Origin of the sequence: Kluyvera sichuanensis, from assembly GCF_040930405.1 — a bacterium.
GTDB classification, from domain to species: domain Bacteria; phylum Pseudomonadota; class Gammaproteobacteria; order Enterobacterales; family Enterobacteriaceae; genus Kluyvera; species Kluyvera sichuanensis.
Genome location: NZ_CP162271.1, coordinates 2,861,865 through 2,888,169, shown reverse-complemented (window position 1 = coordinate 2,888,169; position 26,305 = coordinate 2,861,865). Strand labels below are relative to the sequence as shown.

Here is a 26,305-nt window from a genome sequence, read left to right as displayed (position 1 = left end):
GAGGGCCGGGGTGAGGGCGAGTTTACGCCGTCGCCCCAAACCTCTTCTTCGAAGAGGAAATCTTAAAATCACCGCACGTTTCAGGAACCATCGCTCATGACACAGACTTTAAGCCAGCTTGAAAACCGTGGCGCGTTTATTGAACGTCACATCGGGCCGGATGCCCAGCAGCAGCAAGAGATGCTCAAAACAGTTGGCGCGGATTCATTAAACGCACTGATTGCGCAGATCGTGCCGAAAGATATCCAGCTTGCTACGCCGCCGCAGGTTGGCGAGGCCACCACCGAGTTCGCCGCGCTGGCGGAGTTGAAGGTGATTGCCGGTCGCAACAAGCGCTTTAAGTCATACATTGGCATGGGTTACACCCCGGTACAGCTGCCGCCGGTTATCCAACGCAACATGCTGGAAAACCCGGGCTGGTACACCGCGTACACCCCGTATCAGCCAGAAGTTTCTCAGGGTCGTCTGGAAGCGCTGCTCAACTTCCAGCAGGTGACGCTGGATCTGACCGGTCTCGATATGGCCTCTGCCTCTCTGCTGGACGAAGCCACCGCAGCCGCTGAAGCGATGGCAATGGCCAAGCGCGTGAGCAAACTGAAGAACGCCAACCGCTTCTTCGTGGCGGCCGACGTGCATCCGCAAACTCTGGATGTGGTCCGTACCCGCGCGGAAACCTTCGGTTTTGACGTGATTGTCGACGACGCTGACAAAGCACTGGAGCATCAGGACGTCTTCGGCGTGCTGCTGCAGCAGGTCGGGACCACTGGTGAAGTTCATGACTACAGCCAGCTGATTGCTGAACTGAAATCTCGTAAAGTCGTCGTCAGCGTTGCCGGCGATTTCATGGCGCTGGTGCTGTTAACCGCACCGGGCAAGCAAGGCGCGGACATTGTCTTCGGCTCTGCGCAGCGTTTCGGCGTACCGATGGGTTACGGCGGCCCGCACGCGGCCTTCTTTGCCGCAAAAGATGAATTCAAACGCGCCATGCCTGGCCGTATTATCGGCGTATCGAAAGATGCCGCTGGTAATACCGCGCTGCGTATGGCGATGCAGACCCGCGAGCAGCACATTCGCCGCGAGAAAGCGAACTCCAACATCTGTACCTCGCAGGTACTGCTGGCTAACATTGCCAGCCTGTACGCGGTCTTCCATGGCCCGGTTGGCCTGAAGCGTATTGCCAACCGCATTCACCGCCTGACCGATATTCTGGCAGCCGGTCTGCAGCAGAAAGGGCAGAAGCTGCGCCATGCGCACTACTTCGACACCCTGTGCGTGGAAGTGGCGGATAAAGCCGCCGTACTGGCGCGCGCTCAGGCTGCGGAAATCAACCTGCGCAGCGATATCCTCAACGCGGTCGGCGTGACCCTGAACGAAACCACCACCCGTGAAGATGTGCTGGCGCTGTTTAGCGTGATTCTGGGCGACAACCACGGTCTGGACATCGACGCGCTGGATAAAGACGTGGCGCTCGACAGCCGCTCTATCCCGCAAGCGATGCTGCGCGACGACGCCATCCTGAGCCATCCGGTGTTTAACCGCTATCACAGCGAAACCGAAATGATGCGCTACATGCACTCGCTGGAGCGTAAAGATCTGGCGCTGAACCAGGCGATGATCCCGCTGGGTTCCTGCACCATGAAGCTCAACGCCGCGGCGGAAATGATGCCTATTACCTGGCCGGAATTTGCTGAACTGCACCCGTTCTGCCCGGTTGATCAGGCGGAAGGCTACCATCAGATGATCGGTCAGCTCTCCGAGTGGCTGGTGAAACTGACCGGCTATGACGCGCTCTGCATGCAGCCGAACTCTGGCGCACAGGGTGAATATGCGGGCCTGCTGGCGATTCGTCACTACCACGAAAGCCGCAACGACGGTCATCGTGATATCTGTCTGATCCCGAGCTCAGCACACGGTACCAACCCAGCTTCCGCGCAGATGGCGGGGATGCAGGTGGTGGTGGTGGCCTGCGATAAGAACGGCAACATCGATCTGGCGGATCTGCGCGCGAAAGCGGAGCAGCATGCGGACAACCTTTCCTGCATCATGGTGACCTACCCGTCCACCCACGGCGTGTACGAAGAGACTATCCGTGAAGTGTGCGAAATTATTCACCAGTTCGGCGGCCAGGTTTACCTCGACGGCGCGAACATGAACGCCCAGGTTGGTATTACTTCCCCAGGTTTCATCGGCGCGGACGTTTCGCACCTTAACCTGCATAAAACCTTCTGCATTCCACACGGCGGCGGCGGCCCAGGTATGGGTCCTATCGGCGTGAAGTCACACCTGGCGCCGTTTGTTCCGGGCCATAGCGTGGTGCACATTGAAGGCATGCTGACCCGTCAGGGCGCGGTTTCCGCGGCACCGTTCGGCAGCGCTTCCATTCTGCCAATCAGCTGGATGTACATCCGCATGATGGGCGCAGAAGGGCTGAAGCAGGCAAGCCAGGTGGCGATCCTCAACGCTAACTACATTGCGACTCGCCTGAAAGATGCCTATCCGGTGCTCTACACTGGCCGTGACGGTCATGTGGCGCACGAATGTATTCTGGATATTCGTCCGTTGAAAGAAGAGACCGGTATCAGCGAGCTGGATATTGCTAAGCGCCTGATTGACTACGGTTTCCACGCGCCAACCATGTCCTTCCCGGTGGCCGGTACCCTGATGGTTGAGCCAACGGAATCCGAAGGCAAAGCCGAGCTGGACCGCTTTATTGGCGCGATGCTGGCGATCCGCAGCGAAATCGACCGCGTGAAAGCGGGCGAGTGGACGCTTGAAGACAACCCGCTGGTTAACTCCCCGCACACCCAGAATGAGCTGGTGGCGGAGTGGAACCACGGCTATAGCCGCGAAATCGCCGTTTTCCCGGCAGGCATGGCGAACAAATACTGGCCGACGGTGAAACGCCTCGACGACGTTTACGGCGACCGTAACCTGTTCTGCTCCTGCGTGCCGATGAGCGAATATCAGTAATGCTCTGATTAGGCTATCTTTTAAAGGCGCTTCGGCGCCTTTATTTTTTGGGGGATGCGAATGGCAATGGCATTAGTGACCGGCGCAAGCCGGGGGATTGGGCGGGCGACGGCGTTACAGCTGGCGCAGGAAGGCTATACGGTGGCGGTGAACTATCACCGCAACGAAGCCGCCGCCAATGACGTGGTAAACACGATTATTGCGCAGGGCGGCAAGGCCTTTGCCGTTCAGGCGGATATTGGCGATGAAGCGCAGGTGGAAGCGATGTTTGCCCGCCTCGACCAGCAGGACGAACCGCTAACGGCGCTGGTTAACAACGCGGGCGTGCTGTTCACCCAAAGCCGCGTAGAGGCGTTAACCGCCGAGCGTATCAACCGGGTATTGACCACCAACGTGACCGGCTATTTTCTCTGCTGCCGGGAAGCAGTAAAGCGGATGGCGATACCGCACGGCGGGCAGGGCGGCGCGATTGTGAACGTCTCCTCGGCGGCGGCACGTCTGGGCTCGCCGGGTGAATACGTGGACTATGCCGCCTCGAAAGGGGCGATTGATACGCTGACCACCGGGCTGTCGCTGGAAGTGGCGGCACAGGGTATTCGGGTGAATGGCGTGAGGCCTGGGTTTATCTATACCGAGATGCATGCCGACGGCGGGGAACCGGGGCGCGTTGACCGGGTGAAGTCCGTGCTGCCGATGCAGCGCGGCGGCCAGCCGGAAGAGGTGGCGCAGGCGATTGTCTGGCTACTGAGCGAGAAGGCGTCGTATGTGACGGGGAGTTTTATTGAGTTGGCGGGTGGGAAGTAGTGTGGTGTATGCCCCTCACCCTAACCCTCTCCCCATGGGGGAGAGGGGACCGACCGGTTTTCTCCCTCTGAGGGGAAACAGACTTACAAACTCTCGCCGTTGCTGGCAATCACCGCTTTATACCACTCAAAACTTTTCTTACGTGAACGCGACATATCGCCCGTGCCGTCGTCGTGCTTGTTCACATAGATAAAGCCATAGCGTTTGCTGTACTGGCCGGTGGTGAACGACACGCAGTCGATGCAGCCCCACGGCGTATAGCCCATCAGATCCACGCCATCATAGGTAACTGCTTTCATCATCTCTTCGACGTGTGCACGCAGATAATCAATGCGGTAGTCGTCGTTGATGCTGCCGTCGGCTTCGACTTTGTCGTACGCGCCAAAGCCGTTTTCCACGATAAACAGTGGTTTCTGGTAGCGCTCGTACAGCTCGCACAGCGAGTAGCGCAGGCCAACCGGGTCAATCTGCCAGCCCCAGTCTGACGCTTTCACGTGCGGGTTCGGTACGCTGCCTTCAAAGCCGGAGATCGCGTCACCGCTGCCGCCTTCTGCCTTCACGGCGTTGGTCATGTAGTAGCTGAAGCCGAGGTAGTCGCAGGTGCCTTCACGCAGAATTGCCTCGTCACCCTCTTCCATCTTGATATTGAAGCCACGGCGTTCCCACTCGTTTAGCACGTAGCTCGGGTAGTAGCCGCGCAGCTGCACGTCGGTAAAGACGTAGCGTTCGCGCATCGACTCCTGGGCGAACATGACGTCTTCCGGTTTGCAGGAGAACGGATAGAGCGCCACCATCGCCAGCATGCAGCCGACTTTCATCTCAGGGTTGATACGGCGAGCGGCTTTCACCGCCAGGGCACTGGCCACGAACTGGTGGTGCAGCACCTGGTACATGGTTTCTTCAGGGTTTTCATGCTCGGTGTAAACCACGCCGGAGCAGCAGTAGCCGAACAGCGGCGCACGCCAGTTACGCTGGTTGTTGATTTCGTTGAAGGTCATCCAGTATTTGACCTTATTCTTGTAGCGCTCAAAGACGACTTCCGAGAAGCGAACAAAGAAATCAACGACTTTGCGGTTGGTCCAGCCGCCGTACTCCTGCACCAGGTGCAGCGGCATTTCGAAGTGGGAGAGGGTAATCACCGGCTCGATGTTGTACTTGAGCAGTTCATCGAACATGTCATCGTAGAATTTCAGTCCTTCTTCATTTGGCTGCGTTTCGTCACCTTTCGGGAAAATGCGGGTCCAGGCGATAGAAGTACGGAAGCACTTGAAGCCCATCTCGGCGAACAGCTTGATGTCTTCTTTGTAGTGGCCGTGGAAGTCGATGGCTTCGTGGTTCGGGTAGTATTTACCCGGTTCGACCTGCTGGGTAATTTCACGCGGTACGCCGTGGGCACCGCCGGTTAGCACGTCACAGATGCTGGGGCCTTTGCCGCCTTTATTCCAGCCGCCTTCAACCTGGTGGGCAGCAACCGCGCCACCCCATAAAAAGTCTTTCGGTAAGGTCAGTTTTTTCATCGTTGCTATGCTCAGTTATTGGACTTAATAAATCTGAGTCTAACAAAGAGATAATAAATGTCACGATATAACAAATCCCACTCCAGGGAATATGTTACATCGAAAAAACACCCTGTATTTTTATGCTAATTTCTTCGCCAGTTTACGGCCTAACGATTCCAGAATATAGATAACCGGGATCTGCGTTGTAATATCGTAAACGCCGGCAATGCGGGTTTGTGGCACATGCCAGGAGAGGTTGAAGTCAGCAAGCTTTGCCAGCCGTGAGTGTTCATGGCTGGTGATGGACATGACCTTGCAGCGATGCAGGCTGAACTGCCCGGCAAAGCGCAGGATCTCTTCAGTTTCTCCCGATACCGAGAGCACGATTGCCAACGCGTTTTTCGCCATGTCATTGGTGACCGGGAAATAAGGGTCATCAATATGGTTACTGAATTTACCAATATTTGAGAAGAATCGTGCGCCATATTTTGCCAGCGAACCGGAGGTTCCTGCACCGACAAAAATAATACGTTCGGAAGAGAGAATAATATCCACCGCGTCATCCAGCAGTTTATCAAACTCGTCATTATTAACGCTTTTGAAAAAACTGATAATTTCGCTGGCGCCAAAATTGGCCTGCTGCGGTTCATCCTGCTCTAAATATAATTTGAAGCGTACGCGGAACTCCGAGTAACCTTCGCAGTTGAGCTTTTTACAAAAGCGCATCACCGTGGTGGTGGAGACACCCGCCGCGTCGGCCAGTTCCCGGATGGTCATGTACATCACCGTGTCGCGATTTTTAATGACGTAGTGATAGACCATCATCTCAAGATTATTGAGGCTGGCAACGGCGGCGTGGGAGAACATGCTCACGGTGATGGATACTCGTAAAAATAATGACCTGATAGGAATGATAACATGCAGCCAAACGACATTACCTTTTTTCAACGCTTTCAGGACGACATTCTCTCAGGACGCAAAACGATCACCCTGCGCGATGCTGCAGAGTCACACTTTAAGGTTGGGGACGTGCTGCGCGTTGGCCGCTATGAAGATGATGGTTACTTCTGCACCATCCGCGTGGTGGCAACCTCTACCGTCACGATGGATACGTTGACCGAGCGCCATGCAGAGCAGGAAAACATGAGTCTGCCGGAGCTGAAAAAGGTGATTGCGGATATCTATCCGGGCGAGAACCTGTTTTATGTTATTGAATTTAAATGCGTTGAATAAAAACGTGTACACCTGTTAGCTGAATGGATTTGTTAACTAACTGATTATTTTGAGTTTATAAAAATTCATTTTTTTATTTTAGCTTACATGTGTTCACTGGAACCATTCTCAGTTACGCTAGGGTGTTTGCTTAATTTGTCGTTCGCCCGGAGCGCGTAATGGATAAGAAACCACTCATCAAGCAGGGATATTCTCTGGCAGAGGAAATTGCCAATAGCATCAGCCACGGCGTTGGCTTTGTCCTGGGGATTGTCGGGCTGGTTTTACTGCTGGTTCAGGCCGTTGACGCTAATGCCAACGCCACAGCGATCACCAGCTACAGCCTCTACGGCGGCAGCATGATCCTGCTGTTTCTGGCCTCCACGCTGTATCACGCCATTCCGTCACAGCGGGCCAAGGTGTGGCTGAAAAAATTCGACCACTGCGCTATCTATCTGCTGATTGCCGGTACCTATACGCCATTCCTGCTGGTAGGGCTGGACTCGCCGTTGGCGAAAGGGCTGATGATTGTTATCTGGAGCCTGGCGCTGCTGGGGATCCTGTTTAAGCTGACCATTGCGCACCGCTTTAAAATTCTGTCGCTGGTGACCTATTTGACGATGGGCTGGCTGTCGCTGATTGTGGTCTATCAACTGGCGGTGAAGCTGGCGATTGGCGGCGTGACGCTGCTGGCGGTCGGCGGGGTGGTTTATTCGCTGGGGGTGATTTTCTACGTCTGTAAGCGCATTCCCTACAACCATGCTATCTGGCATGCGTTTGTGCTGGGCGGTAGCGCCTGCCATTTTCTGGCCATTTATCTGTACGTGGGGCAACACGCATAGATTCGGTGCAACCCCGGCGGCGCTGCGCTTGGCCGGGCTACGGTTGATCGGTAGCCCGGGCGAGGCGTTTACGCCGACCTCGGGGGAGGCACGAAACTCAACTACTCTTCGTCTAACGAATACGGCAGCGGCTTAATGCTCAACGTATTGGCATCGTCGCGCACGCGGAACACGCTGTCGGCTTCCATATCGTTGTTCATCACGACCTGCACCAGTATCTGACCATCTTCCAGCTGTACGGCGGCCAGCACGGTGCCGGTACGTCGCCAGTTGTCACCCATCTTGAGCTCAAGGTCTTCACCGGCTTCCGGTACGCGAGCGGCTTTGCCTGCCAGCGTCCATAGCGCGCGTTTGTTGGCCCCGCGGAATTTGGCGCGAGCGACCATCTCCTGCCCGGTATAGCACCCTTTTTTGAAGCTGATGCCGCCCAGCGCCTGCAGGTTAGTTGCCTGCGGAATAAACTGCGCGCTGTTTGCTTCATCAATCACCGGCAGACCGGCTTCGATATCCAGCGCCAGCCACTGCTGGCTGTTGTTAAGCTGGGCTTCGCCGCGCAGGGCTTCGGTGATGCGTTCAGCGGTTGCGGCATCGGTCACCAGCAGGAAACGTTCTTCCGGATGGGCAAACCACAGCAGGGAGGTTTCACCCTCCTGCAGGCACGGTTTCTCGGCGTTTGGTAGTTCCGCGAACAGGTTAGCCAGCGCGGCGCGGGCCTGGAAACCGGCCACGCCCAGCAGCACCGCGTCATCGTTTGGCGCAATCACCACCTTCGAGAAGACGGCGTATTTTTTCAGTTGGGTCAGTTGCGCTTCACGGACGCTGCGGCGCTCAATAAATGCAAAACCATCCTGACGATGGAACAGGCGCAGGTTGCTCCACATTTTGCCTTTCGCATCGCAGTGGGCGACCAGCAGATGCTGATGCTCAGTCAATTGCGCCACGTCTGCCGTTACCTGACCCTGCAGGTATTTTTCACTGTCGGCACCGGTCACGGTCGCCAGCGCCCAATCATCGAGCGTCATCAGCGTCAGCGGTAAGCGGGCAGAGACGCCTGGCTGACGTGGAGGAAACGGAGTAAAAGCCATATTGATGTCCTGAATAGAGTTGCGAACGCACTTATTCACTCATGGTAAAAGAGATGCCTGCCATTGCAAGCGCTTTTGCAGGGCGTTTTGTGCCCTCTGCGCGTTCTGCGAAGCGGCTCGAAAGAAAAATAATCCCTTTCATATTTCAGGGCTTTTTTCGGAATATGACGCGTGAAACGTGATATTCCAGTAAGGTAACGGCAAAAAACACGTTAAACTAGTCACAACGTAATGCTGGAAGGAAATTATGGACATCAATAATAAAGCCCGTATCCACTGGGCATGCCGCCGCGGTATGCGCGAACTCGATATCTCCATCATGCCGTTCTTTGAGCACGAGTACGACACGCTCAGCGATGAAGACAAAGCGGTCTTCATTCGTCTTCTTGAATGCGACGATCCTGACCTCTTCAACTGGCTGATGAACCACGGCAAGCCTGACGACGCTAACCTTGAGCGCATGGTACAACTCATTCAAACACGGAATCGGGAACGTGGTCCTGTGGCAATCTGATTTACGCGTCTCCTGGCGCTCACAGTGGCTCTCTTTATTGCTCCACGGCCTGGTGGCGGCTTTCGTGCTGCTGATGCCGTGGCCGTTGAGCTACACGCCGCTCTGGCTGCTTTTGCTGTCGCTGGTGGTGTTTGACTGCGTACGTAGCCAACGACGCATTCACTCGCATCAGGGGGAGATTAAGCTGTTGATGGACGCAAGGCTGCGCTGGCGCAATCAGGATTACGAACTGCTTGGTACGCCGTGGATGCTGAATTCGGGGATGATGCTACGGATTCGTCGCCTGAATGGTGGCCGTCGTCAGCATCTGTGGCTGGCGGCTGACAGCATGAATCCTGAAGAGTGGCGCGACCTGCGGAGAATTCTTCTGCAGCAGCCCGCGCCCACGAAGCACTAAGAGAACTGCTCGGCCATCTCGCCGAGAATCTGTTCGCACCAGCTCTGAATGCGTTCATCGCTAAGATCGTACTGGTTGGTTTCATCCAGCGCGAGACCGACGAATAGCTGCCCGTCAGCAATCACCGGTTTCGGGCTGGTGAACTCGTAGCCTTCAGTTGGCCAGTAGCCGACAAATTTCACCCCTTTGCTCGCCAGCTTATCGTGCAGCATACCCAGCGCATCGAGGAACCACTCGCCGTAGCCGAGCTGGTCGCCCATGCCGTACAGCGCGATGATTTTACCTTCCAGGTCTAGCGTGTCGAGCTGTTCCCAGACCGCTTCCCAATCTTCCTGAATTTCACCGAAATCCCAGGTTGGAATGCCGAGAATGAGCACCTCATATTGCTCCATCAGGGCGGGGGAATCATCTTTCAGGTTATGTAATGTGACCAGTTCCGGACCGATAATGTCGCGAATTTTTTCCGCTGCCATCTCGGTGTAGCAGGTGCTGGAACCGTAAAAAAGGCCGATATTCATGACGTACTGCTCTCGATTCTTGCGATGATGATGCGCCCAGTGTACCAGAAAGGGGGCTAATTCAGGCATAATGGTGCTGATTTAACACGCAGAGGGGCCGAGGTGGATAAGGATCTTGCACGAATCGAACAGTTTCTCGATGCGCTGTGGCTGGAGCGCAATCTGGCTGAAAATACCCTTAGCGCCTACCGCCGTGACTTGACCATGGTGGTAGAGTGGCTGGCGCACCGCGAACTCTCGCTGGAAACAGCGCAAAGCGACGACCTGCAAAATTTGCTCGCCGAACGTCAGCAGGGGGGCTATAAAGCAACCAGCACCGCCCGACTGCTGAGCGCCATGCGACGCTTCTTCCAGCATCTGTATCGTGAAAAATTCCGTCCGGACGATCCCAGCGCCCAACTGGCATCACCGAAACTCCCCCAGCGGCTACCGAAAGATCTCAGCGAAGCGCAGGTAGAGCGTTTGCTACAGGCACCGCTGGTCGATCAGCCGCTGGAGCTTCGCGATAAGGCTATGCTTGAAGTGCTGTATGCTACCGGCCTGCGCGTTTCCGAACTGGTGGGGCTGACGATGAGTGATATCAGCCTGCGTCAGGGCGTGGTTCGGGTGATCGGTAAAGGCAATAAAGAGCGGCTGGTTCCGCTCGGCGAAGAGGCCGTTTATTGGGTTGAGAACTGGCTGGAGCATGGCCGCCCCTGGATGCTTAACGGCGTGGCGATTGACGTCCTGTTCCCGAGTCAGCGTGCTCAGCAGATGACGCGTCAGACCTTCTGGCACCGCATTAAGCACTATGCCCAGTTGGCGGGTATCGACAGCGAAAAACTGTCACCGCACGTGTTGCGCCACGCTTTTGCGACGCATTTGCTGAACCACGGCGCGGATCTGCGTGTCGTACAAATGCTGTTGGGGCATAGCGATTTGTCGACCACACAAATTTATACGCACGTCGCGACAGAGCGGCTGCGACAACTTCATCAACAGCACCATCCACGAGCATGATGCTGATTTAAAAGGACAGTTTATGAAACAAGGTTTAATGATGTTCACCCTGCTGGCGGCGGCATTTTCCGGCCTGGCGCACGCTGACGATGCCGCTATCAAGCAGTCGCTGGCGAAACTGGGCGTGCAGAGCACCGATATTCAGCCGGCGCCGGTGGCCGGGATGAAAACCGTCCTGACCAACAGCGGCGTGCTGTACGTCACCGATGACGGTAAGCACATTATTCAGGGGCCAATGTATGACGTCAGCGGCGCACAGCCGGTGAACGTCACCAACGCATTGCTGATGAACCATCTGAACGCGCTGGAAAAAGAGATGATTGTCTACAAAGCGCCGCAGGAAAAGCATGTGATTACCGTCTTTACCGACATCACCTGTGGCTACTGCCACAAGCTGCATGAAGAGATGAAAGACTACAACGCACTGGGGATCACCGTGCGCTATCTGGCCTTCCCGCGTCAGGGGATCCAGAGCCAGGCTGAGCAGGATATGAAATCCATCTGGTGTGCCAAAGACCGCAACAAAGCGTTTGACGATGCGATGAACGGCAAAGGCGTTCAGGCCGCCACCTGCGATATCGACATTGCCAACCACTACGCGCTCGGCGTGCAGTTCGGCGTGACCGGCACTCCGGCTATCGTGCTCAACAACGGCTACGTGGTTCCGGGCTATCAGGGGCCGAAAGAGATGAAAGCCTTCCTCGACGAACACCAGAAACAGACCGGCGGTAAATAATTCGCGTGAAACCACAGACTCAACTTCGCCGCCGTGAGGTGGATGATTCAATCGTGTTGCCGGGCGAACTGTCGCCGCTGCTGCGTCGCCTTTACGCCAGCCGCGGGGTGAAAACCCCGGACGATCTGGAGCGTGGCCTGAAAGGCATGCTGCACTGGCGCTCGCTGACGGGCGTGGAAAAAGCCGTCGAGATGCTGCATGACGCGTTTGAGAAAGAGCTGCGCATCATGGTGGTGGGCGACTTCGATGCTGATGGCGCGACCAGTACTGCACTGAGCGTGCTCGCCCTGCGGGCGATGGGTTGCCATAACGTCGAATACCTGGTGCCGAACCGTTTTGAGGACGGCTACGGGTTAAGCCCGGAAGTGGTCGATCAGGCCCACGCTCGCGGCGCGCAGATGATCATGACGGTAGACAACGGGATCTCTTCCCATGCCGGGGTCGATCATGCGCATGACCTTGGGATCAGCGTGCTGGTGACGGATCATCACCTGCCGGGCGAAACGCTGCCCAAGGCGGATGCGATGGTTAACCCTAATCTCGTCGACTGCCCGTTCCCGTCAAAATCCCTGGCGGGCGTAGGCGTGGCCTTTTATCTGATGCTGGTGCTGTGTAACCACCTGAAAGAGAAAGGTTGGTTTGAAAAACGCGGGATCCCCGTGCCGAAGATCGTCGAGTTTCTCGATCTCGTCGCGCTGGGGACGGTTGCCGACGTGGTGCCGCTGGATGCCAATAACCGCATCCTGACCTGGCAAGGGCTGAGCCGCATTCGTGCCGGTTACTGCCGCCCGGGGATTAAAGCGCTGCTGGAGATTGCTAACCGCGAGGCGGCGAAGCTGGTGGCAAGCGATCTTGGCTTTGCGCTCGGTCCACGCCTGAACGCGGCCGGTCGTCTGGATGATATGTCGGTCGGTGTGGCGCTGCTGCTGTGCGATAACCTCGGCGAAGCTCGCGTGCTGGCAAACGAACTGGATGCGTTAAACCAGACGCGTAAAGAGATAGAGCAGGGGATGCAGGCAGAAGCGCTGACCCTGTGCGAACAGCTCGAGCGCAGTCGCGCCGAACTGCCGGGCGGGCTGGCGATGTATCACCCCGAGTGGCACCAGGGCGTGGTCGGCATTCTGGCGTCGCGTATCAAAGAGCGTTTCCATCGGCCGGTGATCGCTTTTGCCCCGGCGGGTAACGGTCAGCTTAAAGGTTCGGGACGATCCATTCAGGGGCTGCATATGCGCGATGCGCTGGAGCGTCTGGATACGCTGCACCCTGGGTTGATGCTCAAGTTCGGCGGCCACGCGATGGCGGCAGGACTTTCTCTCGAAGAAGAACGCTTCGAAGAGTTCCAGCGCTGCTTTGGCGAACTGGTCACCGAGTGGCTGGATCCGGCGCTGTTGCAGGGTGAGATTCTCTCCGATGGTGAACTGAGCCCGCAGGAGATGACGCTGGAGATGGCGCAGATGCTGCGTGAAGCCGGGCCGTGGGGGCAGATGTTCCCGGAACCGCTGTTTGACGGGCGTTTTCGCCTGCTGCAACAGCGCCTGGTTGGTGAACGTCATCTTAAGGTGATGGTTGAACCGGTCGGCGGCGGCCCGCTGCTGGACGGCATTGCGTTTAACGTTGATACCGCCGTCTGGCCGGATAACGGCGTGCGCGAAGTGACGCTGGCGTACCGTCTGGATATCAACGAATATCGCGGCAACCGAACCCTGCAGCTTATCATCGATCATCTCTGGCCGATTTAGCATCGCTTATACTGTAATTAAGAGCGGGAATCCGCTAAGATTCCGCTCTTATAACCGCATTTTTCTCGTCCATTAAAAGAAAATAGACCATGTTTGAAATAAACCCGGTAAATAATCGCATTCAGGACCTCACGGAGCGCTCCGACGTTCTTAGGGGGTATCTTTGACTATGATGCTAAGAAAGAGCGTCTGGAAGAAGTAAACGCCGAGCTGGAACAGCCGGATGTCTGGAACGAACCCGAACGCGCGCAGGCGCTGGGCAAAGAGCGTTCCTCACTTGAAGCGATTGTCGACACCCTCGATCAAATGTCTCAGGGTCTGGAAGATGTCTCCGGCCTGCTGGAACTGGCTGTAGAAGCCGAAGACGAAGAGACCTTCAACGAAGCCGTTGCAGAACTCAATACCCTGGAAGAGAAGCTGGCACAGCTGGAATTCCGTCGTATGTTCTCCGGTGAGTATGACAGCGCCGATTGCTATCTCGATATCCAGGCAGGTTCTGGCGGTACTGAAGCGCAGGACTGGGCAAGCATGCTCGAGCGTATGTATCTGCGTTGGGCAGAAGCGCGTGGCTTTAAAACCGAAATTATTGAAGAGTCCGAAGGGGACGTGGCCGGGATTAAATCCGTGACCATTAAAATCTCCGGCGACTACGCGTACGGCTGGCTGCGTACGGAAACCGGCGTTCACCGTCTGGTCCGTAAGAGCCCGTTTGACTCCGGCGGCCGTCGCCACACCTCCTTTAGCTCCGCGTTTGTTTACCCGGAAGTTGACGACGATATCGATATCGAAATCAACCCGGCGGATCTGCGTATCGACGTGTATCGCGCATCCGGCGCGGGCGGTCAGCACGTTAACCGTACGGAATCCGCGGTGCGTATCACCCACATCCCAACCGGGATCGTGACGCAGTGCCAGAACGACCGTTCTCAGCACAAAAACAAAGACCAGGCCATGAAGCAGATGAAAGCGAAGCTTTATGAACTGGAAATGCAGAAAAAGAATGCAGAAAAACAGGCGATGGAAGACACCAAGTCCGACATCGGCTGGGGTAGCCAGATTCGTTCATATGTCCTGGACGATTCCCGTATTAAAGACCTGCGCACCGGGGTTGAAACCCGCAATACGCAGGCGGTACTGGACGGAAGTCTGGATCAATTTATCGAAGCAAGTCTGAAAGCAGGGTTATGAGGAACCAACATGTCTGAACAAAACGCACAAGGCGCTGACGAGGTAGTCGATCTTAATAACGAAATGAAGGCACGCCGCGAGAAGCTGGCTGCACTGCGTGAGCAGGGCATCCCGTTCCCGAACGATTTCCGTCGTGACCGTACCTCTGATCAACTGCACGCTGAATTCGATAGCAAGGACAGCGAAGAGCTGGAAGCGCTGAATATCGAAGTTTCCGTTGCCGGTCGTATGATGACTCGCCGTATTATGGGTAAAGCTTCCTTCGTGACTTTACAGGACGTTGGCGGCCGTATTCAGCTGTACGTGGCGCGTGACGATCTGCCGGAAGGCGTTTACAACGAGCAGTTCAAGAAATGGGACCTCGGCGACATCCTGGGCGCGAAGGGTAAACTGTTCAAAACCAAAACCGGTGAACTGTCTATCCATTGCACCGAGCTGCGTCTGCTGACCAAAGCACTGCGCCCGCTGCCGGACAAATTCCACGGCCTGCAGGATCAGGAAGCGCGCTATCGTCAGCGTTATCTGGATCTGATCTCCAACGATACTTCCCGTAACACCTTCAAAGTGCGTTCCCAGATCCTGGCTGGCATTCGTCAGTTCATGGTTGGCCGCAACTTTATGGAAGTGGAAACCCCAATGATGCAGGTGATCCCTGGCGGCGCGTCTGCCCGTCCGTTCATCACCCATCATAATGCGCTGGATATGGACATGTACCTGCGTATCGCGCCGGAACTGTACCTGAAGCGTCTGGTGGTTGGCGGCTTCGAACGCGTGTTCGAAATCAACCGTAACTTCCGTAACGAAGGTATCTCCGTTCGCCACAACCCAGAGTTCACCATGATGGAACTCTATATGGCGTACGCGGACTACAAAGATCTGATCGAACTGACCGAATCTCTGTTCCGCACGCTGGCGCAGGATATTCTGGGCCACACCGAAGTGCCTTACGGCGACCAGACTTTCGATTTCGGCAAGCCGTTCGAAAAACTGACCATGCGCGAAGCTATCAAGAAATATCGCCCGGAAACTGACATGGCCGATCTCGATAACTTCGACTCTGCGAAAGCCATTGCGGAAAGCATCGGTGTTCACGTTGAGAAGAGCTGGGGTCTGGGCCGTATCGTGACCGAGATCTTCGAAGAAGTGGCGGAAGCGCACCTGATTCAGCCAACCTTCATCACCGAATATCCAGCCGAAGTTTCTCCGCTGGCGCGTCGTAATGACGTGAACCCGGAAATCACTGACCGCTTTGAATTCTTCATCGGCGGCCGCGAAATCGGTAACGGTTTCAGCGAGCTGAACGACGCAGAAGATCAGGCGCAGCGCTTCCAGGATCAGGTTAACGCCAAAGAAGCGGGTGATGACGAAGCGATGTTCTACGACGAAGACTACGTCACCGCGCTGGAACACGGCCTGCCACCGACCGCGGGTCTGGGCATCGGTATCGACCGTATGGTGATGCTGTTCACCAACAGCCACACCATCCGCGACGTGATTCTGTTCCCGGCCATGCGCCCGGTGAAATAATCGCGACAGCGTGAGATAAAACAAACCCCGGCCATGTGCCGGGGTTTTTTGTTGTAGAGTGATAACACCTTTGCTGGGCGATGACGTTTGCTGCTTCAACCTTTGCACAATACAACTCATGAGTTGCGTACTTTGGCTTCTACATCAGATTTATGCCAAACGGTACCGTCTGCAAAAACCAGGTTTTCAACGACATGTTCATCTCGGGCGAAATACATTGCTATCTTCACGCTGTCACTTCTGTCCATAAAAGTGATAACTAAACTGAAACCCTCCCGGCTGAGTATAGTTTGTTCAGGGGACAGCCCTATTCCAAAACGAAGCGTGTCATCGCCTGCGCGTTCCGCAAGGAAGCGTTCAAACCTGGCTTGTCTGCTGATGTCATCCTCACCTTCAATATAAGGGGGTTCTACAGCGAATTGATTATGTTCAAAAATCTCATCTGAGCCGCCACCGGCAGTAAATAGATAGGTATCATCACCTTCATAACCAGATAGAATGTCGTCACCCCTACCGCCAAACAGGGTATTCGCATTAATATCACCACCCGATAATTTACTGAGGCCCCCATAATTCAGGAGAAGTATCCCCAATGCTGACCAGGCCTCAATCCCCAATGGATCGATCTCGACTTTTGCCCATTTTTTAAAATCTACGATCCTGAGGCCGTCATTTACGACCAGAGTATCGCTGTCAAAAGTGTATATATTTTCATCAGCATCAATATAGGTATCTTCCGGGTCTTCGATATAATGTGTGGCTTCTTTCAACTCTACGAGCTTATTGCTACTGTCAGATAAGAAAACAGCACCGTTAATATCATCTTCGCCGGTAAGGCGAATAGTATCAGAACTATCAACGACAAACGTGTTGAATCCCGCACCACCGTAAAGCGTGTCAGCATTACCATCAAAGGGTGAATATAGATCTCCTCCATTGAGATAGTCATCACCGTCATCACCATGCAAAATATCTTGACCGGTGCCACCATAAAGCGCGTCCGTATTTTTATTATCTAGTATGAGATTACCTAACGGGAAGCCACCTTTGGCATAAAGAATATCGTCTCCTTTACCACCATATAATGTGTCGCTGCCCATACCGCCGTAAAGTACATCGTCTCCATCCCCTGCTGACAGCCTATCATTGCCGCTTTCGCCCATTAGTACATCGTTACCTGCGGAGCTTGAAATGCTATCATCCCCGCTGCCGCCCATCATCAGATCTGCTACGCCACTTGCAAAGTTTTCTTTCTGATATGTACTGCTATTGATAACCTGGCTGGTATTGTCACTAGCGAAATAAATGTTTGTGGGTATTAATTCACTACCTTTAAACCATTTATCAACATCCGGACAGCCGAGTTTTTTGAGCGACTCAATGAATTCATTTTTGGCAGGAATGAGTATCTCAATAAGTTCACTGACTTCCTCTCCTGAAACATTTTGCGCTAAATATAATATATCCTTGTAATCTTTGTTTGCAGCGGCGATTTTATTTTGCGTTGGCGTAGTAATATCCGGCGCATGGCCAAATTCAGTTTCATAACTCAGAATTTTATCTCTGTTCTTCTGAAGGGTTCGGAATATATTTTCCGCTTCTGCCATACTGACATTTTTAGGGTTATCATAGAGGCCAAATATTTGCGACTCCATAAATCGACGTTTAGCAATTCCGGGGCGAACTGTCTGATCGGGGTCATTTGAATTGTAACGAATTTCATACCAGGCAGCAGCGCGGTTGCCGGTATCAATTGCTTCTCTTAAGCGCGGGCCAACGAGGCCTGAATTCCCCCATACACAGCTGGCAAGAACCAGTTGTTCTTTGGAGTTTGCAAATTTTTCATCATCAATATTAATTATCCCACTCAATCGGTCCCTATAAACACTACTCCAGAGTGAACTGAAGGCTGCCTTGGATTCATTTTCATTATTAAATTTAAACTCAAGACGACGAGGTTCTGCGGGGGCGAAGTCTGGGTTAGTGTCGTCGTGCCGTTCTTGTAAAATGTCATTATATCTTGTGACATTTGTAGTACGAGCTATCATTAGCGCACGGAGGCGTGAAATATAACCATTTTCGATTCTTTGTGATGCCGTTAACTGACCTTGATCATCAGTCCATATTAACCCCATTTCTTTCAAAACAGCATATCTTACATCATCTTCTCCGGCATACAGATCGAAACCTACACCAATGGTCGGGTGGCCGTCTACGTCACTTAACTCAAGACTTTTAAGACGGTCTTTATTACTTTTAGCCTCTAGTGCAAAGAGCATAGTATAGAGAGTATCAGTAAAATTATTAATGGAATGCCATTTAAGTGTCATAATAAATAATTCCTTATGTTATTTAATTCCATCGTTATAGAAGATTTCACAATTGGCGTCTGGGTTAAACGACCATTTCCTGTATTTGAAGCTATAAGTACTCATTCCTATGTTATCGATAAAATAAGGCGTGCCTTTATATAAATAGATATCTGACTTCCTGGCGGCTCGTCGAATGGCACCTGAAAAAAGAAGCGTGTTCTGCTCGTTTTCGGAACGTATTGCTCTCGGTTCAAGCCCTGTCAGGCTGTCGTTAACAAGGATAAGTCCTTGTGCCAGAATGTCGGGCATGGGCAGCCTGAGGCTTTTACATTCGTCCTTAATTATGCTCTTCACGGGTTCAGGAATTGGGCCAGCGTATTGCACAAAGGTTAATGGGGCGGTGGATATATCAAGGCGTTTAGCCTCCTCTTCAAGCCAGGTGGGGAGGGGCATGCTCCAGACCTGCAGATATCTTCCGTTGGCGATAAAACTATCAATTTTTTTCTCAATATTGTCTTTTTGCTCAGCAGTCAGTGAGTCCAAAACACTATCTGGCTGATACAGGTCATCATCGAAAAGTTGTAACATCCCTCGATCTTTTTCTGGTAAATCAAGTCGATAGTAGTCTCTGACAAAGATGCGGCGCAGAAGCGGCCGGTATTGGTTCGGGGCCAGTTTTTTCCATTCCGGCCGTCGGAATGATTTTGCCTGCGGGAGTACCTGGTAAATGGCGCATTCTGTTTCAGATTTTGTCTTTGAGAAATCATGGCGTTTAAGCTCTTTGAACATGGCGTCGCACATCAGGTATCCTTTGCCGGTATGCTGCTGCCAGCGTCCTTTTCCGGCCTGCGCAGGAAGCACCGTCAGGCTGAGTGCGACTAATGTGAGCAGCAATGGCTTGTAGGGTGAAGATGTTTTCATCAGACCTCCGGTGTCCTGTTTACATTGATTAAATAAATATATTAAATGCGTTATTTATGTCGGCCTTAATTTATGGATGAAATACTATTGTTTTTATAAATATTGCTATCCTAAGTTTGTTTTTAGGTTATGAATAAGTATTTTTTAACTGTTGATATGATTTTATATTCCATGTCAGGGTGAAAAACTGTGGGGCGTCTCTGTTTTCTCATTTATGCATAATATGCATGATTGATTTCCTATGGAATAATAGAGTGTTTTATAAGTTGTGTTTATGAATGACATTCAGGAAGACTAAACGGAACCTATAAAGCATTAAGATATGAATGGTTATCAGCACGTCTTTAAGAGCATAGTATAGAGAGTATCAGTAAAATTATTAATGGAATGCCATTTAAGTGTCATAATAAATAATTCCTTATATTATTTAATTCCATGGTTATAAAAAATGTCACAACTGCTATTTGGATTAAACGACCATTTCCTGTATTTGAAGCTATAAGCACTTATTTCTATGTTATCGATAAAATAAGGTGTGCCTTTATATAAATAGATATCTGACTTCCAGGCAGCCTGTCGAATGGCACCTGAAAGAAGCGTGTTCTGTTTGTTTTCGGAACGTATTGCTCTCGGTTCAAGCCCTGTCAGGCTGTCGTTAACAAGGATAAGTCCTTGTGCCAGAATGTCGGGCATGGGCAGCCTGAGGCTTTTACATTCGTCCTTAATTATGCTCTTCACGGGTTCTGGAAATGGGCCAGCGTATTGCACAAAGGTTAATGGGGCGGTGGATATATCAAGGCGTTTAGCCTCCTCTTCAAGCCAGGTGGGGAGGGGCATGCTCCAGACCTGCAGATATCTTCCGTTGGCGATAAAACTATCAATTTTTTTCTCAATATTGTCTTTTTGCTCAGCAGTCAGTGAGTCCAAAACACTATCTGGCTGATACAGGTCATTATCGAACAGTCGTAACATCCCTCGATCTTTTTCTGGTAAATCAAGCCGATAGTAGTCTCTGGCAAAGATACGGCGCAGAAGCGGCCGGTATTGGTTCGGGTCCAGTTTTTTCCATTCCGGCCGTCGGAATGATTTTGCCTGCGGGAGTACCTGGTAAATGGCGCATGCTGTTTCAGACTTTGTCTTTGAGAAATCATGGCGCTTAAGCTCTTTGAACATGGCGTCGCACATCAGGTATCCCTTGCCGGTATGCTGCTGCCAGCGTCCTTTTCCGGCCTGCGCAGGAAGCACCGTCAGGCTGAGTGCGACTAATGTGAGCAACAATGGCTTGTAGGGTGAAGATGTTTTCATCAGACCTCCTGCGTCCTGTTTACATTGATTAAATAAATATATTAAATGCGTTAATTATGTCGGCCTTAATTTATGGGTGAAATATTATTGTTTTTATAAATGTCTTTGTACTGGATTTTCTTTTAGGTTATGAGTAATAGTTTTTAACTGTTGGTATGATTTTATATATCATATTGGAGTGGAAAATCGGGAGGGGTCTCAATTCTATTATTTACACATAATAGGTATGATTGATTTTATGCAGAGTAAGATGAAGTTTAATAAGGTGGAGGTATAAATAAGATATCGGTGAATAAATAGGAAGCTGTAAATATTCATCAGCATATCTTTGATAAGCGCTTATCAATTATTTTGATACGCGCTTAGTTTTATTATTGGCGACAATAGTTCAGTAATGCAGTGCGTGCAGCATCCTGAGATGATAGTTTGACCATCCAGGGGCTGAATGCCCAAGGGGTTGCGCGCAATCCCTGTAAAATGTTTTCAAGCTCACACCATTGGTAGTCCATCACCTCGTCGCTATTTACCTGTAGTTCACTTGTTACCTGCGCGGCATAGACCGGGCAGACTTCGTTTTCCACGATGCCGTTTGGCGCCACCGCGCGATAGCGGAATTCGGTGGCGACGGGGGTGATGTCGGCAATCTCAACGCCCAGCTCAAAACGGCAGCGACGGATAATGGCCTGTTCAAAGGTTTCGCCCTGCTGCGGATGGCCGCACACCGAGTTGGTCCATACGCCGGGCCAGGCGACCTTGCTTAAGGAGCGGCGCGTTGCCAGAAACTGGCCGCGTTCGTTGAATAACCAGCAAGAGAAAGCAAGATGCAGGGGAGTGGAGAGGGTATGAGCGGCGTACTTCTCCAGAATACCTGAAGGTTTATCGTGCTCATCGAGCAAAATGACGTGTTCGCCTGTCATGACGACTCCTGAAAATGAATGATGACCCGGCATAAACCCGCCGGGCCATATACTCAGGCAACCAGCGTAGCCCATAAATGGGAAAAAGGCATTACCAAAACAAGCCCTGGCAACATGTTAGCAACCGGGAAAAGCTTAATGTTACAGATACGCAACCCGGTGGCGACCATCAGCAGCCCACCGGCGCAGGAGAAATCGGCCATCATCGATGGGGTGATCATCGGCATCAGGAATACCGCTAGCATTGCCAGTGCCAGCTGAATCACCAGCTGTGGGATGGCGATGGTCATCACTGCAAAGCCAAGCAGAGTGGCGAAAATCCCGGCGGTAAACAGATCCAGAATGGTTTTGATATACAGAATCGACGGATCGCCGCTCATCCCTTCGGTCATCGCCCCGAACACACCTGTGCCGCTGGCGCAGAACAGCACCAGAATCGCCACAAACTTCTCGGTGAACTCTTCGTGGCTTAACCCCTGCACCGGCGGAAAGACTTTGTTGATAAGGCCGCGGGTAGAGCCAGCCGCTTTACCAATACCGCTTTCCAGATGCAGCAACTCACCAATTAGCGCGCCGACGATCATCGCCAGCACCACCGCAGGCATATATTTCACCTTCAGCACCAGCGTAATACCCAGGCCTACTGAGCAAAGCCCAAAGGTCATTGGCAACGCCGTTTTCACGCGGTCCGGGAGTTTTCCCCCGGCAATGGCGCCGACCAGTCCGCCGATAATCACGGCAGACCCATTTACATAAGGACCGATTAACATGAGATCATTTTCCTTCGTCGCACTAGCCGTCGTGGCGCAGTGATCCTTCGCCCCAGCGCGGAATGTTGTCCACGTCGATGTCGAACAGATCCAGCGCACGATTTACGCTGTGCGTAATAATGTCGTCCGCCGTTTGCGGACGCTGATAGAGAGCCGGAACCGGCGGGAAGATAATCCCCCCCATTTCAGTCACGGCGGCCATGTTGCGAATATGGCCGAGGTTGAGCGGTGTTTCACGCGCCAGCAGCACCAGACGGCGGCGCTCTTTGAGCACCACGTCCGCTGCCCGAGTCAGCAGATTATCGGTAAGACAATGTGCAATCGCGCCCAGCGTTCTCATCGAACAGGGGGCGACCAGCATCCCCAGTGTTTTAAAGGAACCGCTGGAGATCGCGGCACCCAGATTACCGATGGGATGGACAACATCAGCCATCGCCATCACCTCATCCAGACGGAAGTCCGTTTCCAGTTCACAGGTTTTTTCTGCGCCTTTGGAGACGACCAGATGAACCTCTAGCGGAAGCGGCTGAAGGAGTTCCAGCGCCTTAACGCCATACTGAAAGCCGGATGCGCCGCTGATGCCGATGATGATGCGTGGTGTCATTGTCTATTCCTCTTACTCGAAGTCCGGCAGAAAGCGTTTTACGTCCACTTCTTTGAATTTTGAGCGCTCAAAGTGATGCTTCAGGTGGAACGGCACGGTGCAGTCGAAGATGGTTTTGCAGGACATCCCCTGCTGGAGAATGCTTGGGCTGTACTCAGGTACCTGAGACGGATCCAGCGGATGGCAGCGCACGCCCGGAATGGTGATGGTATCGACATCGCCCTGATAGCGGGTTTGCATCGCCCACAGCACGTCGTCACTGTCGAAGATATCCACGTCCTCATCGACCAGAATCACATGTTTCAGTTCGGGGAAGGCTGAGAATGCCAGCAGTGCCGCCTGGCGCTGACGACCTTCGTCCGCCGGGGAGAATTTTTTAAACTGCATGACGGCCAGCAGCTTGCCGCCGCCTGCGGAGTGGGCGAAGACGTTCAGCAGTTTGCCAGGCATTGCGCGGCCAACCATATCGAGAATGCTCGCTTCGGTTGGGATACCCGCCATGTTGACGTGTTCCTCACCTGGACCGACGGTGGTGCGCCAGATGGGGTTATGGCGGTGGGTGACGGCTTTCACTTTAATCACCGGCAGCGCATCTTTCGATTCACCGGTATAGCCTGGGAATTCCGGCATCGCGCGGCCGGTGTTGGTGTTCTGGTCTTCACGAACGCGCACGTTTGGCAGCAGCTCGCCTTCGATAATGATTTCCGCATGGGCAATCGCTTTTTCATTGATGGTCAGGCACTTCACCATCTCGACGGCCTGGCCGCGCAGCGAGCCCGCAATGCTCAGCTCATCAAAGCCGAGCGGGGTGGTTGGTGGTTCAAAGCAGGCGGCAATTTCAATCGCCGGGTCAACGCCGATGCTGATAGAGATCGGCAGCGGCTGCCCCATCTCTTCCGCCTTCATGCGGAAAGCATCGATATGACGGCCTGGCGTCAGCCACATAGAAAGTTCATCGCGGCTCTGGACGCACAGACGGTGAATGGTGATATCCGATTCGTGGGTTTCCGGGTCGGAGGCATAGCACAGACCCATGGTGATGTACGGGCCCGCATCCTCTTCGGTATTGGTTGGCGCAGGCAGCAGTTTACGCAGGTCGAAATCGGTGTCGGTGGCCAGATGAACCACTTCCTGAGCCACGGCTTTTTCATTGGTCAAAACCGGTGGAATCGGGCTTTGTACGGAATCTTTCAGCAGATGGCCCAGTCTTTCGGGCGGGCAGTCCAGGAAGTGGCTAACACGTTTACGGGAGCCGTTGATGCCGATCGCCACGCTGATGTCGTTAAAACCTTTGATCTTGTTGAACACCATCACCGGGCCATTTTTGCGGGTTGGGCGCTGGCAGGTGCCGCCGGCTCCAACGTAACGATATACGCCGGATAGCTCCGCATGCGGATCCACTTCAGTATCGGTTTCAACGTATTCGCCCGGCAGCGTTTTCAGCAACGCTAGCGCGGAGCGCAGGTCGCGAACGGTTGTTGTATTTTTCACGGTTTGTTCCTGTTGATAATCGGAAATAATGTCTGCGCTAACCCTATTCCTTACGGAAATAAGGGGCAAATACCGTTTCGCTTGGTCAGGCAAGATCAAAAAGATGTGGCTACAACAACAGGCTTCGTGGGTAAACTATAGCAAAGCGGATATACAGCGAGGGCGGCATGGATTTAAAGCGATTACGGTATTTCTGCCGGGTGGTGGAGCAGGGGTCGATAAGCCAGGCGGCAAAGGTGCTGAACATGGCACAGCCGCCGCTGAGCAAGCGTATCCAGGAGCTGGAAGACGAACTGCAAACGCCGCTGTTTTTACGCCACGGCAACCGCATTGAGCCGACCGAAGCGGGCTTTTTTCTCTATCGAAAAGCCTGTGAGATTCTGCGTCAGGTGGAAGATACCGCCAGGGAAACGATGGAGATCGCACAGAAAGACCGGCTTCAGCTGCGTTTTGGGATGAGCCATCTGTTCCAGTCCTATTTCAAACCGCTGCTGCTGGCGCTGTATCAACGTCACCCGGAAATTGAAATTAATATCTCGGTAACCGACTCCAGTCATCTGGAGATGCTGCTCAATGAAGGGGCTATCGATCTGGCATTTATTCAGCGCCCCTACCGCAGTGAAGGGTTTGACTACGTGTCGTTTGACCCGGTGAAGCTGGTGGCGGTTATCAATAAAACATGTCTGCCAGAGCCGCCTGACAATCCGTTTGATTATGCCACACTGGGGGCGTTGCCGCTGGTGCTGCTGCATCGGGCGAAAGATTCCGGCACCTACGAGATGCTGATCGACTTGTTCCGTAAAGCGGGCGTGAACCCCAAGGTGATTATGCATATCACCCAACCGGGGGTGATCCTCGACTGGCTGGAGTCGGGGCTTGCCGCCGCGACGCTGCTGCCGTCGTCTGAGGTCTGCGCTGAAAAGCTTAAGAACTGTTATGTCGTGGATGTGTTCCCCTCACCGCAGATTTTCTACCCGGCCATGGTGAAAATCCCGGCGGTAAACTGGTGCCCGCAGGTGATGGAGCTGGTGGCGGAAGGCTACCCGTTTCCCATTAACACCCAGGGTTGATGGTTTGGCATCCAGCGCGAGCCTGCTATTATAGGCCACCCGAACGTTTATGACCTGAGGATTCGTTTTGCGAGCAGGACGCCAACTCTCTTCCCCAATACGTCTGTTAATGTGCCTGATTATCGGGCTTGCGCTGTCTGGCTGTGCTGGAAAATCATCCAATTCGGAAGGCAGCTACAGTGGCTCGGTTTACACCGTCAAGCGAGGCGACACGCTGTCGCGTATTTCGCGGATGACGGGCACCAGCGTCGGGGAACTGGCTCGTCTTAACGGTATCTCGCCGCCGTATAACATCAACGTCGGCCAGAAGCTGAAGGTGAACGGCTCGGCGAAATCCTCCGGCAGCAAAAAATCCAGCTCGACGCAAACGGCGAAAGTCACGCCGTCTTCCGCCGTTCCGCAATCTTCATGGCCAGCAGTGGGCCAACGCTGCTGGCGCTGGCCGGCTACCGGTAAGGTGGTGATGCGTTACTCCACCTCGGAAGGCGGTAATAAGGGGATTGATATCGCAGGCAGCCGTGGTCAGCCGGTCTACGCGGCGGCGGCGGGGAAAGTGGTCTATGTCGGCAACCAGCTGCGCGGTTACGGCAACCTGGTGATGATTAAGCATGATGAAGATTACATTACCGCCTACGCGCACAACGATAAGCTGATGGTGAACAACGGTCAAAACGTAAAAATTGGCCAGCAGATAGCCACTATGGGCAACTCAGACGCCGATTCGGTAAGGCTGCACTTCCAGATTCGCTATCGCGCCACGGCCATCGACCCGCTGCGCTACTTGCCGCCGCAGGGCAGCAAGCCGAAGTGCTAAGCGGTTATTTTATCATCACTTAGTTGCCTAAAGGCTTGCCAGGCGAGGCGTAACGTTTATAATGCTCCTCG

General features: G+C 53.3%; 24 protein-coding genes. 13 read left to right on the top strand and 11 right to left on the bottom strand.

From position 1 onward, the window contains the following. The first annotated feature begins 96 nt into the window (after nt 1–96). Nucleotides 97–2,970 (top strand): aminomethyl-transferring glycine dehydrogenase, encoded by a 2,874-nt coding sequence (gene gcvP / locus AB2B48_RS13900; protein ID WP_368299431.1) that lies wholly within the window; start codon nt 97–99, stop codon nt 2,968–2,970. A 60-nt stretch (nt 2,971–3,030) separates the two neighbouring features. Then, nucleotides 3,031–3,774, top strand: a complete 744-nt coding sequence (locus AB2B48_RS13895) for an SDR family oxidoreductase (protein ID WP_368299429.1) — start codon at nt 3,031–3,033, stop codon at nt 3,772–3,774. An 83-nt stretch (nt 3,775–3,857) separates the two neighbouring features. On the opposite strand, the gene bglA is transcribed toward AB2B48_RS13895, so the two are convergent. Together bglA and AB2B48_RS13885 are read right to left on the bottom strand one after the other, a co-directional pair. Then, on the bottom strand, nt 3,858–5,291 hold the full coding sequence (gene bglA, locus AB2B48_RS13890; protein WP_368299428.1) for a 6-phospho-beta-glucosidase BglA: 1,434 nt from the start codon (nt 5,289–5,291) through the stop codon (nt 3,858–3,860). A gap of 120 nt (nt 5,292–5,411) precedes the next feature. After that, nucleotides 5,412–6,140 (bottom strand): MurR/RpiR family transcriptional regulator, encoded by a 729-nt coding sequence (locus AB2B48_RS13885; RefSeq protein WP_185669882.1) that lies wholly within the window; start codon nt 6,138–6,140, stop codon nt 5,412–5,414. Nucleotides 6,141–6,191: 51 nt separating this feature from the next. Between AB2B48_RS13885 and yqfB the strand changes: the two genes are divergently transcribed. Together yqfB and AB2B48_RS13875 are read left to right on the top strand one after the other, a co-directional pair. After that, nucleotides 6,192–6,506: a N(4)-acetylcytidine aminohydrolase gene (gene yqfB / locus AB2B48_RS13880; RefSeq protein ID WP_368299427.1), complete on the top strand. Its 315-nt coding sequence runs from the start codon at nt 6,192–6,194 to the stop codon at nt 6,504–6,506. Nucleotides 6,507–6,664: 158 nt separating this feature from the next. Continuing rightward, complete coding sequence (locus AB2B48_RS13875; RefSeq protein WP_333496558.1) at nt 6,665–7,327, top strand: PAQR family membrane homeostasis protein TrhA; 663 nt, start codon at nt 6,665–6,667, stop codon at nt 7,325–7,327. 101 nt (nt 7,328–7,428) lie between these two features. On the opposite strand, the gene ygfZ is transcribed toward AB2B48_RS13875, so the two are convergent. Then, nucleotides 7,429–8,412, bottom strand: coding sequence for a tRNA-modifying protein YgfZ (ygfZ, locus tag AB2B48_RS13870; RefSeq protein ID WP_333011322.1), 984 nt, complete (start codon nt 8,410–8,412; stop codon nt 7,429–7,431). 247 nt (nt 8,413–8,659) lie between these two features. Here ygfZ and sdhE point away from each other — a divergent pair, with 247 nt between their 5' ends. Continuing rightward, on the top strand, nt 8,660–8,926 hold the full coding sequence (gene sdhE / locus AB2B48_RS13865; protein ID WP_185669862.1) for an FAD assembly factor SdhE: 267 nt from the start codon (nt 8,660–8,662) through the stop codon (nt 8,924–8,926). Continuing rightward, nucleotides 8,907–9,323, top strand: a complete 417-nt coding sequence (locus tag AB2B48_RS13860) for a protein YgfX (protein WP_185669861.1) — start codon at nt 8,907–8,909, stop codon at nt 9,321–9,323. Before sdhE ends, AB2B48_RS13860 begins: the two co-directional genes overlap by 20 nt. On the opposite strand, the gene fldB is transcribed toward AB2B48_RS13860, so the two are convergent. Continuing rightward, on the bottom strand, nt 9,320–9,841 hold the full coding sequence (gene fldB, locus AB2B48_RS13855; RefSeq protein ID WP_185669860.1) for a flavodoxin FldB: 522 nt from the start codon (nt 9,839–9,841) through the stop codon (nt 9,320–9,322). The genes AB2B48_RS13860 and fldB overlap by 4 nt on opposite strands. 102 nt (nt 9,842–9,943) lie before the next feature. On the opposite strand from fldB, the gene xerD reads away from it, so the two are divergent. From xerD to lysS, 5 genes are all read left to right on the top strand, one after another. Then, on the top strand, nt 9,944–10,840 hold the full coding sequence (xerD, locus tag AB2B48_RS13850; protein ID WP_185669859.1) for a site-specific tyrosine recombinase XerD: 897 nt from the start codon (nt 9,944–9,946) through the stop codon (nt 10,838–10,840). A 22-nt stretch (nt 10,841–10,862) separates the two neighbouring features. Further along, nucleotides 10,863–11,576: a bifunctional protein-disulfide isomerase/oxidoreductase DsbC gene (gene dsbC / locus AB2B48_RS13845; RefSeq protein ID WP_368299426.1), complete on the top strand. Its 714-nt coding sequence runs from the start codon at nt 10,863–10,865 to the stop codon at nt 11,574–11,576. Nucleotides 11,577–11,581: 5 nt separating this feature from the next. Next, nucleotides 11,582–13,315, top strand: a complete 1,734-nt coding sequence (gene recJ, locus AB2B48_RS13840; RefSeq protein WP_368299425.1) for a single-stranded-DNA-specific exonuclease RecJ — start codon at nt 11,582–11,584, stop codon at nt 13,313–13,315. Nucleotides 13,316–13,404: 89 nt separating this feature from the next. After that, nucleotides 13,405–14,503 (top strand): peptide chain release factor 2 gene (prfB, locus tag AB2B48_RS13835; protein ID WP_115073720.1). Its coding sequence is split into 2 segments (ribosomal slippage): nt 13,405–13,479 and nt 13,481–14,503, totalling 1,098 coding nucleotides; the frame shifts between segments, so codons are not numbered across the junction. Nucleotides 14,504–14,512: 9 nt separating this feature from the next. Then, nucleotides 14,513–16,030, top strand: a complete 1,518-nt coding sequence (gene lysS, locus AB2B48_RS13830) for a lysine--tRNA ligase (protein ID WP_220439507.1) — start codon at nt 14,513–14,515, stop codon at nt 16,028–16,030. Nucleotides 16,031–16,146: 116 nt separating this feature from the next. On the opposite strand, the gene AB2B48_RS13825 is transcribed toward lysS, so the two are convergent. The 7 genes from AB2B48_RS13825 to AB2B48_RS13795 form a co-directional block, all read right to left on the bottom strand. Next, nucleotides 16,147–18,360, bottom strand: a complete 2,214-nt coding sequence (locus AB2B48_RS13825) for a calcium-binding protein (RefSeq protein ID WP_368299424.1) — start codon at nt 18,358–18,360, stop codon at nt 16,147–16,149. Nucleotides 18,361–18,378: 18 nt separating this feature from the next. Then, complete coding sequence (locus AB2B48_RS13820; RefSeq protein ID WP_368299423.1) at nt 18,379–19,263, bottom strand: hypothetical protein; 885 nt, start codon at nt 19,261–19,263, stop codon at nt 18,379–18,381. Between the two features lie 423 nt (nt 19,264–19,686). Continuing rightward, nucleotides 19,687–20,568 (bottom strand): hypothetical protein, encoded by an 882-nt coding sequence (locus AB2B48_RS13815; protein WP_368299422.1) that lies wholly within the window; start codon nt 20,566–20,568, stop codon nt 19,687–19,689. Nucleotides 20,569–20,939: 371 nt separating this feature from the next. Then, nucleotides 20,940–21,485 carry an isopentenyl-diphosphate Delta-isomerase gene (idi, locus tag AB2B48_RS13810; RefSeq protein WP_185670156.1) on the bottom strand — a complete coding sequence of 182 codons (546 nt, stop codon included), beginning with the start codon at nt 21,483–21,485 and terminating at the stop codon, nt 20,940–20,942. Between the two features lie 53 nt (nt 21,486–21,538). Then, the gene (locus AB2B48_RS13805) at nt 21,539–22,255 is read right to left on the bottom strand and encodes a DUF554 domain-containing protein (protein WP_185670155.1); all 717 of its coding nucleotides are present in this window, start codon (nt 22,253–22,255) and stop codon (nt 21,539–21,541) included. Nucleotides 22,256–22,277: 22 nt separating this feature from the next. After that, nucleotides 22,278–22,859 carry a UbiX family flavin prenyltransferase gene (locus AB2B48_RS13800; RefSeq protein WP_185670154.1) on the bottom strand — a complete coding sequence of 194 codons (582 nt, stop codon included), beginning with the start codon at nt 22,857–22,859 and terminating at the stop codon, nt 22,278–22,280. A 12-nt stretch (nt 22,860–22,871) separates the two neighbouring features. Then, on the bottom strand, nt 22,872–24,350 hold the full coding sequence (locus AB2B48_RS13795) for a UbiD family decarboxylase (protein ID WP_368299421.1): 1,479 nt from the start codon (nt 24,348–24,350) through the stop codon (nt 22,872–22,874). A gap of 167 nt (nt 24,351–24,517) precedes the next feature. Between AB2B48_RS13795 and AB2B48_RS13790 the strand changes: the two genes are divergently transcribed. Together AB2B48_RS13790 and actS are read left to right on the top strand one after the other, a co-directional pair. After that, nucleotides 24,518–25,420, top strand: a complete 903-nt coding sequence (locus AB2B48_RS13790) for a LysR family transcriptional regulator (RefSeq protein WP_368299420.1) — start codon at nt 24,518–24,520, stop codon at nt 25,418–25,420. 109 nt (nt 25,421–25,529) lie between these two features. Further along, nucleotides 25,530–26,234, top strand: a complete 705-nt coding sequence (gene actS / locus AB2B48_RS13785) for an amidase activator ActS (protein ID WP_368301965.1) — start codon at nt 25,530–25,532, stop codon at nt 26,232–26,234. Nucleotides 26,235–26,305: the final 71 nt, after the last annotated feature.

Coding starts and splice junctions, on each gene's coding strand:
- AB2B48_RS13875 (WP_333496558.1), top strand. CDS start 6,665: ATGGATAAGAAACCACTCATCAAGCAGGGATATTCTCTGGCAGAGGAA.
- actS (WP_368301965.1), top strand. CDS start 25,530: ATGTGCCTGATTATCGGGCTTGCGCTGTCTGGCTGTGCTGGAAAATCA.
- lysS (WP_220439507.1), top strand. CDS start 14,513: ATGTCTGAACAAAACGCACAAGGCGCTGACGAGGTAGTCGATCTTAAT.
- ygfZ (WP_333011322.1), bottom strand. CDS start 8,412: ATGGCTTTTACTCCGTTTCCTCCACGTCAGCCAGGCGTCTCTGCCCGC.
- fldB (WP_185669860.1), bottom strand. CDS start 9,841: ATGAATATCGGCCTTTTTTACGGTTCCAGCACCTGCTACACCGAGATG.
- yqfB (WP_368299427.1), top strand. CDS start 6,192: ATGCAGCCAAACGACATTACCTTTTTTCAACGCTTTCAGGACGACATT.
- bglA (WP_368299428.1), bottom strand. CDS start 5,291: ATGAAAAAACTGACCTTACCGAAAGACTTTTTATGGGGTGGCGCGGTT.
- AB2B48_RS13800 (WP_185670154.1), bottom strand. CDS start 22,859: ATGACACCACGCATCATCATCGGCATCAGCGGCGCATCCGGCTTTCAG.
- AB2B48_RS13895 (WP_368299429.1), top strand. CDS start 3,031: ATGGCAATGGCATTAGTGACCGGCGCAAGCCGGGGGATTGGGCGGGCG.
- AB2B48_RS13815 (WP_368299422.1), bottom strand. CDS start 20,568: ATGAAAACATCTTCACCCTACAAGCCATTGTTGCTCACATTAGTCGCA.
- sdhE (WP_185669862.1), top strand. CDS start 8,660: ATGGACATCAATAATAAAGCCCGTATCCACTGGGCATGCCGCCGCGGT.
- idi (WP_185670156.1), bottom strand. CDS start 21,485: ATGACAGGCGAACACGTCATTTTGCTCGATGAGCACGATAAACCTTCA.
- AB2B48_RS13820 (WP_368299423.1), bottom strand. CDS start 19,263: ATGAAAACATCTTCACCCTACAAGCCATTGCTGCTCACATTAGTCGCA.
- AB2B48_RS13790 (WP_368299420.1), top strand. CDS start 24,518: ATGGATTTAAAGCGATTACGGTATTTCTGCCGGGTGGTGGAGCAGGGG.
- AB2B48_RS13805 (WP_185670155.1), bottom strand. CDS start 22,255: ATGTTAATCGGTCCTTATGTAAATGGGTCTGCCGTGATTATCGGCGGA.
- AB2B48_RS13825 (WP_368299424.1), bottom strand. CDS start 18,360: ATGACACTTAAATGGCATTCCATTAATAATTTTACTGATACTCTCTAT.
- gcvP (WP_368299431.1), top strand. CDS start 97: ATGACACAGACTTTAAGCCAGCTTGAAAACCGTGGCGCGTTTATTGAA.
- dsbC (WP_368299426.1), top strand. CDS start 10,863: ATGAAACAAGGTTTAATGATGTTCACCCTGCTGGCGGCGGCATTTTCC.
- AB2B48_RS13885 (WP_185669882.1), bottom strand. CDS start 6,140: ATGTTCTCCCACGCCGCCGTTGCCAGCCTCAATAATCTTGAGATGATG.